Source organism: Nocardiopsis sp. NPDC049922 (assembly GCF_040660275.1).
In the GTDB taxonomy this organism is placed as follows: Bacteria; Actinomycetota; Actinomycetes; order Streptosporangiales; family Streptosporangiaceae; genus Nocardiopsis.
In genome coordinates this window covers 154,090-162,905 of the sequence record NZ_JBFAME010000011.1, presented here as the reverse complement: position 1 = coordinate 162,905, position 8,816 = coordinate 154,090, and the positions used below count along the sequence as shown (strand labels likewise).

General features: G+C 71.7%; 7 protein-coding genes, 1 pseudogene and 1 riboswitch. Of the genes and pseudogenes, 3 read left to right on the top strand and 5 right to left on the bottom strand.

The window, feature by feature from the left end; genetic code table 11:
• The 3 genes and pseudogenes from AB0I72_RS20990 to gcvT all read right to left on the bottom strand — a co-directional run.
• Positions 1-564 (bottom strand): annotated as a pseudogene (locus AB0I72_RS20990) (serine hydroxymethyltransferase); the annotation flags it as partial.
• A gap of 7 nt (positions 565-571) precedes the next feature.
• A complete protein-coding gene (gene gcvH / locus AB0I72_RS20985) occupies positions 572-949 on the bottom strand; it encodes a glycine cleavage system protein GcvH (protein WP_358571220.1) in 378 nt (125 codons plus the stop codon).
• 152 nt (positions 950-1,101) lie between these two features.
• Positions 1,102-2,217, bottom strand: coding sequence for a glycine cleavage system aminomethyltransferase GcvT (gene gcvT, locus AB0I72_RS20980; protein WP_358571217.1), 1,116 nt, complete (start codon positions 2,215-2,217; stop codon positions 1,102-1,104).
• 143 nt (positions 2,218-2,360) lie between these two features.
• Positions 2,361-2,462, bottom strand: a riboswitch (glycine riboswitch).
• Between the two features lie 204 nt (positions 2,463-2,666).
• Between gcvT and AB0I72_RS20975 the strand changes: the two genes are divergently transcribed.
• The gene (locus AB0I72_RS20975; RefSeq protein WP_358571214.1) at positions 2,667-3,542 is read left to right on the top strand and encodes a penicillin-binding transpeptidase domain-containing protein; all 876 of its coding nucleotides are present in this window, start codon (positions 2,667-2,669) and stop codon (positions 3,540-3,542) included.
• Between the two features lie 110 nt (positions 3,543-3,652).
• Here AB0I72_RS20975 and AB0I72_RS20970 read toward each other — a convergent pair whose 3' ends face one another.
• Positions 3,653-4,714, bottom strand: a complete 1,062-nt coding sequence (locus tag AB0I72_RS20970; RefSeq protein ID WP_358571211.1) for a 3-deoxy-7-phosphoheptulonate synthase — start codon at positions 4,712-4,714, stop codon at positions 3,653-3,655.
• 202 nt (positions 4,715-4,916) lie between these two features.
• Complete coding sequence (locus AB0I72_RS20965) at positions 4,917-6,635, bottom strand: AMP-binding protein (protein WP_358571208.1); 1,719 nt, start codon at positions 6,633-6,635, stop codon at positions 4,917-4,919.
• 151 nt (positions 6,636-6,786) lie between these two features.
• Between AB0I72_RS20965 and AB0I72_RS20960 the strand changes: the two genes are divergently transcribed.
• Both AB0I72_RS20960 and pip read left to right on the top strand, forming a co-directional pair.
• The gene (locus AB0I72_RS20960; RefSeq protein ID WP_358571205.1) at positions 6,787-7,680 is read left to right on the top strand and encodes a DUF4429 domain-containing protein; all 894 of its coding nucleotides are present in this window, start codon (positions 6,787-6,789) and stop codon (positions 7,678-7,680) included.
• A gap of 83 nt (positions 7,681-7,763) precedes the next feature.
• Positions 7,764-8,720, top strand: coding sequence for a prolyl aminopeptidase (gene pip, locus AB0I72_RS20955; RefSeq protein WP_358571202.1), 957 nt, complete (start codon positions 7,764-7,766; stop codon positions 8,718-8,720).
• Positions 8,721-8,816 lie beyond the last annotated feature (96 nt).

Sequence of the window (8,816 nt, the reverse complement as noted above, 5' to 3'; positions counted from 1 at the left end):
GAAGTCCAGCTGGCGCGGGTAGGCCGACCAGCCCGCCACGATCATCTTGGGCTGGTGCTCCTTGGCCAGCGCCGCGACCTCGTCGTAGTCGACGGCGCCGTCGGAGTCGCGCACGTGGTAGGCCACGGCGTTGAGGATCTTGCCCGAGTAGTTGATCCGCATGCCGTGGGTGAGGTGCCCGCCGTGCGCCAGGTCCAGGCCCAGGATCGTGTCACCGGGCTTGAGCAGCGCGAAGTACACGGCGGTGTTGGCCTGGGCGCCCGAGTGCGGCTGCACGTTGGCGTGCTCGGCCCCGAACAGCTCCTTGGCGCGGTCGATCGCCAGCTGCTCGACGACGTCGACGTGCTCGCAGCCGCCGTAGTAGCGGCGGCCGGGGTAGCCCTCCGCGTACTTGTTGGTCAGGACGGTGCCCTGGGCCTCCAGGACCGCCTGCGGAGCGAAGTTCTCCGAGGCGATCATCTCCAGGGTGTCGCGCTGGCGCCCCAGTTCGGCGTCGACCGCGGCCGCCACCTCCGGGTCGAGCTCACTGAGGCTCTGGTTGAGCAGGGTCTTGTCGGTCGCCATCGGTGGGCTACTCCTCTTCCTTGGTCAGAGCCTTGTACTCCTCGGCGGAGAGCAGGTCGGAGGGTTCCTCGGAGACCCGTGCCCGGAACAGCCACGCGTCGTAGGGGTCGGAGCTGACCGACTCCGGCTCGTCCTCCAACGCCTCGTTGACCTCGACGACCTCACCGCTCACCGGCGAGTAGACGTCACTGACGGCCTTGGTGGACTCCACCTCGCCGCACGTCTCCCCGGCGGTCACCTCGGTGCCGACCGCGGGGGGCTCGACGAACACGATGTCGCCCAGCGACTCCACGGCGTACGCCGTGATCCCGACGGTCGCGACACCGTCCTCGATCCGGACCCACTCGTGTTTGTCGGTGTAACCCAGCTCCGTGGGAACGCTCACTTCGACTCTCCTTGGAGATATTCGTGCATCCTGCCGTGCGCCGGTACGGCGCCCCGGCCCGGCCTACGCCTGGTCACGCCCCGTCCGTGCCGGTCCCCGGATCGGGGATCCGGCCGTGGGGCGAGTGGGCCCCGTGGTGTTGGGGCCCGCTGTCACGACCGCCGCTGGTAGAACGGCAGCTCGACCACGTCGACGTCCTCGCCGCGTCCGCGCACGTCCACGGTGAACGCGCCGGTCGTGGTGTCGAGGTCGCCGTCCACGTAGGCCATGGCGATGGGGCGGCCCAGGGTGGGCGAGGGCGCGCCGCTGGTGAGGGTGCCGACGACGGCGCCGTCGCGCAGGACCTCCTGGCCCCTGCGCAGCGGGCGGCGACCGCGGCCGACGAGGCCGATGAGGCGGCGTTCGCGGGCGGTGCGCGCGGCCTCCTCCAGGGCGGCGCGGCCGACGAAGTCACCCGGCTTGTCGAGCTTGACCACGCGGCCGAGCCCGGCGTCGAAGGGGGTGAGGTCGGCGGTGAGCTCCTGCCCGTACAACGGCATCCCGGCCTCCATGCGCAGGGTGTCGCGCGCGGAGAGTCCGGCGGGGACCAGACCGTGCTCGGCGCCCGCCTCCATGAGGGCCTTCCACACGTGCGGGGCGCGCTCGGCGGGGCGGACGAAGATCTCGAAGCCGTCCTCGCCGGTGTACCCGGTGCGGGCGAGCAGCACGGGCTCCCCGGCCACGGTGTGCTCGTAGCCCGCGTAGTAGCGGATCTCGTCGAGCTTGGCGTCGGTCAGCGGAGCCAGGATGTCCACCGCGCGCGGGCCCTGGACGGCGATGAGCGCGTACTCGGCGGACTCGTCGGCGACCTCGACGTCGAAGCCCCGGGCCCGTTCGGTGAGGGCGTCGGCGACCACGGACACGTTCGCCGCGTTGGCCACGACGAGGTACTCCTCCTCGCGGAGGCGGTAGACGATGAGGTCGTCCAGGACACCGCCGTCGGCGGCGGTGATCATGGTGTAGCGGGCGCGGCCGACCTTCACCTTGGACAGGTGACCGACCAGGGCGTGGTCGAGGGCCTCGGCGGCCTGCGGCCCGGACAGGCGGATCTCACCCATGTGGGAGAGGTCGAAGAGCCCGGCGGCCTCGCGGACCGCCGTGTGCTCGGCGGTCTCACTGCCGTAGCGCAGGGGCATGAGCCATCCGGCGAAGTCGACCAGGGTGGCCCCGGACTGTTCGTGAATCTCGCGCAGCGCTGTCGCGCGTGGCGCGGACGCGGGCTCTGACATGGGCACTCCCGAGAGGATGGGCGTCTGTCGTGCGTGGCGTTGCCATCCTCCCCCTCTGTCATCTGTGCCTGAGAGCTTCACCGCGCGCTCGGCGTGGTTTGCACCTTCGGCGAGGGACGGCGGTCCCTGCTTTCCAGAGTGGTCTCGCCCGTACGGTCCACTGTGCCTGAGAGGTTGTCATCGGGGAGGGATTGCTCCTTCGGCGGCCCACATTGGCTACGCGGGCACTCTCCCGTACGGGGTCAGCAACACCATCAGACTAGCAGCGGCGATCGTCGGCTCCCAAGGGTGGTGGACCTCCCGTCCGCCGCGCCTGTGGAAAACGCCGTACGGACGGTGACGAACCGTTAGCGTGGATGCGACGGACGGGGCGACGTGCGGAGGGGGCACGAGTGGTCACCGGTGACGGGCGGGGGAGACGACCGGCGGCGCCTGGCCGCGGGGCGACGTTGTGGGCCGTCGCGGGCGTGGTGCTGGCCGTGCTCGTGGGGGCCGCGTGCACGGGCACCGCGCCGGAGGTGGCCGACCACGTCCGGGGCGACGCGCGCCTCGTCGACCGGGTCGGCGGTGACGTCCCCTCGGAGGAGCGCGAGGACCTGGAGGCGGTCTTCGAGGAGGCGGGTGTGGAGGGCACCTTCGTCCTCTTCGACACCGGTGAGCGCTCGGCGACCGTCGTCGCCCCTGGACAGGCCCGTCGGCGTACCGTGCCCGCGTCCACGTTCACGCTGGTCAGCTCGGTGATCGCGCTCCAGACGGGTGCGGTCGCCGACGTCGACGAGGTGGTGCCCCACGGCGGTGGGCCCCAGCCGGTCCCCGGGCGGGAGCGGGGCATGAGCATGCGCGAGGCCCTGCCCGCGTCCAACGCGCCGGTGTACCGGGAGATCGCGCGCCGGGTCGGCCACGACCGGATGGCGGCGTGGGTGGACCGGTTCGACTACGGCAACCGCGCGATCGGCGACGAGGAGCGGGTGGACCGGTTCTGGTCGGAGGGTCCGCTGGAGGTCTCCCCGATGGAGCAGACCGCGTTCCTGGCCAGTCTCGCCCGCGCGGAGCTGCCGGTGGAGGACCGGCATCTGGGCGCCGTGCGCGAGATCGCGCGGGTCGACCGGATCGGGGACCACGCCCTGTTCGCCGAGACCGGGTGGGGCGCGACCGTGGAGCCCTCGCCGGGCTGGTGGGTCGGCTGGGTCGAGCACGGGGAGGACGTGCACACCTTCGCCCTGCGGGTGTACGTCGAGGACGGGTCGCAGTTGGAGTCGTGCGAGCGGATCGGCCGGGAGCTGCTGGTCGAACTGGGTGTGCTGCCGCCGGAGGCCGCCCGCTGAGCCGCCGGCGGGCGGCGGTCCACCCGGCTCCCGTTCGCCGCGCTCGGCGTGGGGCCCGGCGCGCTGCCGGGCCCCACGCGGTGTTCTCGCGGTGGGCGGAAGCTTCGGGCTCAGGCCACGCTCTTGCGGCGCTGGCGCACGGACTCGGCCAGCTGGGTCAGCACGTCCTCGGTGGTCTCCCAGCCCATGCACTTGTCGGTGATCGACTGGCCGTAGGTGAGCGCGGCCGGGTCGCTGAGCTTCTGGGCGCCCCCCACGATGAAGCTCTCCAGCATGACGCCGATGATGCCCGTCTGGCCCTCGGCGATCTGCTCGGCGATGGCGGACGCCACGCCGGGCTGGCGGGTGTGGTCCTTGCCGCTGTTGGCGTGGCTGGCGTCGATCATCAGGCGGCGCGGCAGCCCCGCCTCGCCGATGACGTCGAGCGCGGCGTCGACCGACTCGGCGTCGAAGTTCGGGCCGACCCGGCCGCCGCGCAGGATGACGTGGCAGTCGGGGTTGCCTTCGGTGACCACGACGGACCCGGCGCCGGTCGGGTCGACGCCGAAGAACGTGTGCGAGGCGGCGGCCGCGCCGACGGCGTCCACGGCGACCTGGACGTCGCCGTCGGTGCCGTTCTTGAAGCCGACCGGGGTGCTCAGGCCGCTGCCCAGCTGGCGGTGCACCTGGCTCTCCGTGGTGCGGGCGCCGATGGCGCCCCAGGTCACGGCGTCGGCGATGTACTGGGGCGTGATCGGGTCGAGGAACTCGGTGCCCGCGGGCAGCCCCAGGGAGTTGATGTCCAGGAGCAGCTGGCGGGCGATGCGCAGGCCGTGGTGGACGTCGTAGGTGTCGTTCAGGTGGGGGTCGTTGATCAGACCCTTCCAGCCCACGGTGGTGCGCGGCTTCTCGAAGTACACGCGCATGACGACGCACAGGTCGTCGCGCAGGGACGGGATGAGGCCGAGCAGGCGCCGCGCGTAGTCCATCGCGGACTCGGGGTCGTGGACCGAGCAGGGGCCGACGACGACGAGCAGGCGGTCGTCGTCCCCGTCGAGCACGCGCTTGACCTCGGCGCGCGACTGCTCCACCAGGGTGTTGCGGTCATGGCCCAGGGGAAGTTCCCTGAGCAGGTCCTGAGGGGCGATGAGCGGCTGGTAACTCGCCACCCGTGTGTCGTTGGTGCTCGGCATCGTGATCCCCTCGGTCCCTCGGTCGGTGCTGGCTGTCGCCGCGACTGACAGTAGCGCGGTCCGGGTCGGTCGGACGCGGTCGCGTGGGGTTGTGGCGCGGGTCGCGGGATGGGAAACGCCACAACGGCCGTGACGCCGAAAGAATCGTCTCGCCATGTGGGACGACCATTCCGGGATCCATTCCGTCCCGGGGCGCCGGAGATCAGTCCTTCAGCCCCGGAAGGTCCTCTTCCCAGAACTCGCGCGGGTTGCGCTCGCCACCGGTGACCGTGCCGCGTTCGGCCTCGGCCCGGCGTAGCTGTACACGTCGGATCTTACCCGAGACGGTCTTCGGAAGCTCGGTGAACTCCAGGCGGCGCACCCTCTTGTAGGGCGAGAGGCGCTCGCGGGCGTAGGCGAGGATGGTGCGGGCGGTGTCCGCGTCCGGCGGCACGCCCTCGGCCAGGGCGACGTAGGCCTTGGCGACCGCCAGCCGCAGCGGATCGGGCGAGGGAACCACCGCCGCCTCGGCCACGAATTCGTGCTCGACGAGCACGCTTTCGAGTTCAAATGGTGAGATGCGGTAATCCGACGCCTTGAACACGTCGTCGATCCGGCCGATATAGGTGATGTGGTCGCGTGAATCCCGGGTGGCGATGTCGCCGGTGTGGTACAGACCGCGCCGGGTGACCTCGCGGGTCAGGTCCGCGCCGTCGGCGTACCCCGTCATCACCCCCACCGGGTCTCCGGACAGGTCCACGCAGATCTCCCCGGTCTCGGCGGGCTCGTCCGTGGTCGGGTCGGCGAGCACGATGTCGTACCCGGGCAGCGGGCGGCCCATCGACCCCGGCACGACGGTCTGGCCGGGCGCGTTGCCGACGAGCATGGTGGTCTCGGTCTGGCCGAAGCCGTCACGGACGGTGATCCCCCAGGCGTCGCGCACCCGGTCCACCACCTCCGGGTTGAGCGGCTCTCCCGCGGCCACCGCCTCGCGCAGCGACACGCGCCAGGAGCGCAGGTCGGTCTGGATGAGCATCCGCCACACCGTCGGCGGCGCGCACATGGTGGTCACCCCGCAGCGCACGACCTGGTCCAGCAGGTGTTCGGCGTCGAACCTGGCCTGGTTGACCACCAGGACGGTCGCCTCCGCGTTCCACGGGGCGAACACGCTGCTGTAGGCGTGCTTGCCCCACCCGGGGGAGGAGATGTTCAGGTGGATGTCGGCCGGTTGGACGCCCAACCAGTACATGGTCGACAGGTGGCCGACCGGGTAGGAGCGCTGGGAGTGGGAGACCAGCTTGGGCCGGGAGGTCGTGCCGGAGGTGAAGTAGAGCAGGAGCGGGTCGTCGGCGGCGGGCATGTGCGGGGGCGCGAAGTCCAGGGCCGCGTGCTCGGAGTCGGGGTAGCTGAGCCAGCCGTCCATGTACCCGACGCAGATCCGCGTCCAGTGGCCGCGCAGGCTCGCGAACTTCTCCGTCTCGGTGGGGTCGCACACCACGTGCGCGACCTCGCCCCGTTCCAGCCGGTCGACCAGGTCGCTCTCGGTCAGCATGGGCGAGGCCGGGCTGACCACCGCGCCGAGCTTGATCGCCGCGAGGGTGGTCTCCCACAGCTCGACCTGGTTGCCGAGCATGAGCATGATCCGGTCGCCCGCGTGCACCCCCTGGCCGATCAGCCAGTTGGCCACCTGGTTGGAGCGCTCGGACAGGCGGCGGTAGGTGTACTTGGCCTCGCTCCCGTCCTCCTCCACGATCCACAGCGCCGTCCGGTCGGGGATGGACTCCGCCAGCGCGTCGAAGTGGTCCAACGCCCAGTTGAACCGCTCGGGCCGGGGCCAGGCGAACTCCCGGTGCGCCCTGGGCTGGTCCTCACGGAGCCGGAGCAGCAGGTCCCGCGCGGCCCGGAACTCCGCCGCGCCCTCCGCGGCCGTCTCTTTGGACATCCTCGGCGACCTCCGGGTCGGGGACGGCGGCCGGGCCGGACCGTCCGGGTTCTTGGCCCGCGTGGGGCGGTGGATACGGCTGTGCGCAGCAGGTCCTACCCGGGATGCGCGCGGGCGACGCCTCCGGCCCGCGAGCCCTACCATGGGGCGCATGGAGGAACTGCGCGGACATCACGGAACCTGGCGAATCGACGAAGAGACGGTCCGGATCGGGTTCGGCTCGGGGCGCAAGGTCCCCACCCTGCTCAAGCACCTGGGCGAGTGCGCGGTTCCGCTGGCGGCGGTGCGCGAGGTCGAGTTCGACCGCGGCGACCGCAAGCGCGGGTGGCGGCTGCGGATCCGGCTGGTCGACGGTGCGGACCCGTACACGGAGCTGGGCGTGCACGGCCGGGACGCGACGACACCGCTGCTGCTCACCGGCCCGCACGACAGGGAGCTGGTCGCCGAGTACGTCGCGGACAAGCTCACCTCCGCGGCCGGCCTGGCCCGGGAGATCGCCGACGGTTCCGTCGACCCGCGCGAGGTGGCCCGGTCGCTGGTCGCCCGGCCTCCCTTCCAGGCCCGCACCGCCGAGGGCACGGCCACCTTCGACGGCACCCGCGTCCGTCTCCAGTGGGACGGCCTGATGGCCGGTTCGGCCAAGGAGAAGGAGAAGGCGCGGGAGTTCCGGCTCACCGAGATCGCCGAGGCCCGGTGGTTCCCGCCGGTCGACCTGACCGAGGGCCTGCTGCGGATCGAACTGCGCGGCGTGAGCGTCTCGGAGGCCACCGACCCCGAACACGACTTCTTCACCCTCGCCTCCCACGGCTCCAAGGGCAGTGAGGAGAGCCTGCTCATGGCGGCGACGATCAACGCCCACCTCGCCCCGACCGCCGAACGGGACGCGCCGGCGGCGCTGCCCGGCGCGGGGCCGGCCGCGTCGGCCGAGCAGGACGCGGAGACGATCTTCGCCACCATTCGTGAGCTGGGCAGGCTCCACACCGAGGGGCTGCTCACCGACGAGGAGTTCAGCGCCAAGAAGGCCGAGCTCCTCGGACGCCTGTGACCGGGACGATCGTTCCGCGCTCCGGGTCCGTTCCCCCCGCCGGGCGACCGCCCGGCGGTCCGCGACTGGAAAGGCCATCCGCTTTGCGCACCCTGTACCCGCCCATCGAGCCGTACGACTCGGGGATGCTCGACGTCGGCGACGGACACCGCGTCTACTGGGAGCTGTGCGGCAACCCCGCGGGCAAGCCCGTGGTGTTCCTGCACGGTGGGCCCGGTGGCGGCTGTACCCCGACCCACCGTCGGCTCTTCGACCCCGAGCGGTACCGCATCCTGCTGTTCGACCAGCGCAACTGCGGACGCTCCACGCCGCACGCCAGCCGGATGGACTCCGACCTGTCCACGAACACGACGTGGACGCTGGTCGAGGACATCGAGCGGCTGCGCGAGATGATCGGTGTGTCGCGGTGGCAGGTGTTCGGCGGCTCCTGGGGCAGCTGCCTGGCGCTGGCCTACGCGCAGCGCCACCCGGAGCGGGTCACCGAACTCATCCTGCGGGGCGTCTTCACCCTGCGCGACGAGGAGCTGCGCTGGTTCTACCAGCAGGGCGCCTCGATGCTCTTCCCGGACCTGTGGGAGTCCTACCTCGCGCCGATCCCGGCCGAGGAGCGCGACGACCTCATCGCCGCCTACGCCCGGCGGCTGGGCGACCCCGACCGCGCCGTGCGCCTGGCGGCGGCCCGCGCGTGGAGCGTGTGGGAGGGGTCGACGGTGACCCTGCTGCCCAACGACGAGATCCGCGCCCAGCACTCCGACGAGGACTACGCGCTGGCGTTCGCGCGGATCGAGAACCACTTCTTCACCCACCGCGGCTTCCTGACCCCGAACCAGCTCATCGACGGGGCCGAGAAGATCCGCGACATCCCGGGTGTGATCGTGCAGGGGCGCTACGACGTGTGCACGCCCGTCCACACTGCCTACGACCTGCACAAGGCCTGGCCGGAGGCGGAGTTCCACGTCGTCGACGACGCCGGGCACGCGTTCAACGAGCCCGGGATCCTCGACCGGCTCATCGAGGCCACCGACCGCTTCGCGCGCTAGCGACGGTCCGGGTTCCGGGACGCGCACCTCCCGGAACCCGGACGCCCTGGAGTCCGGACGTCCTAGAGTCGAGGCACCCGTGATCCGCGCGACGAA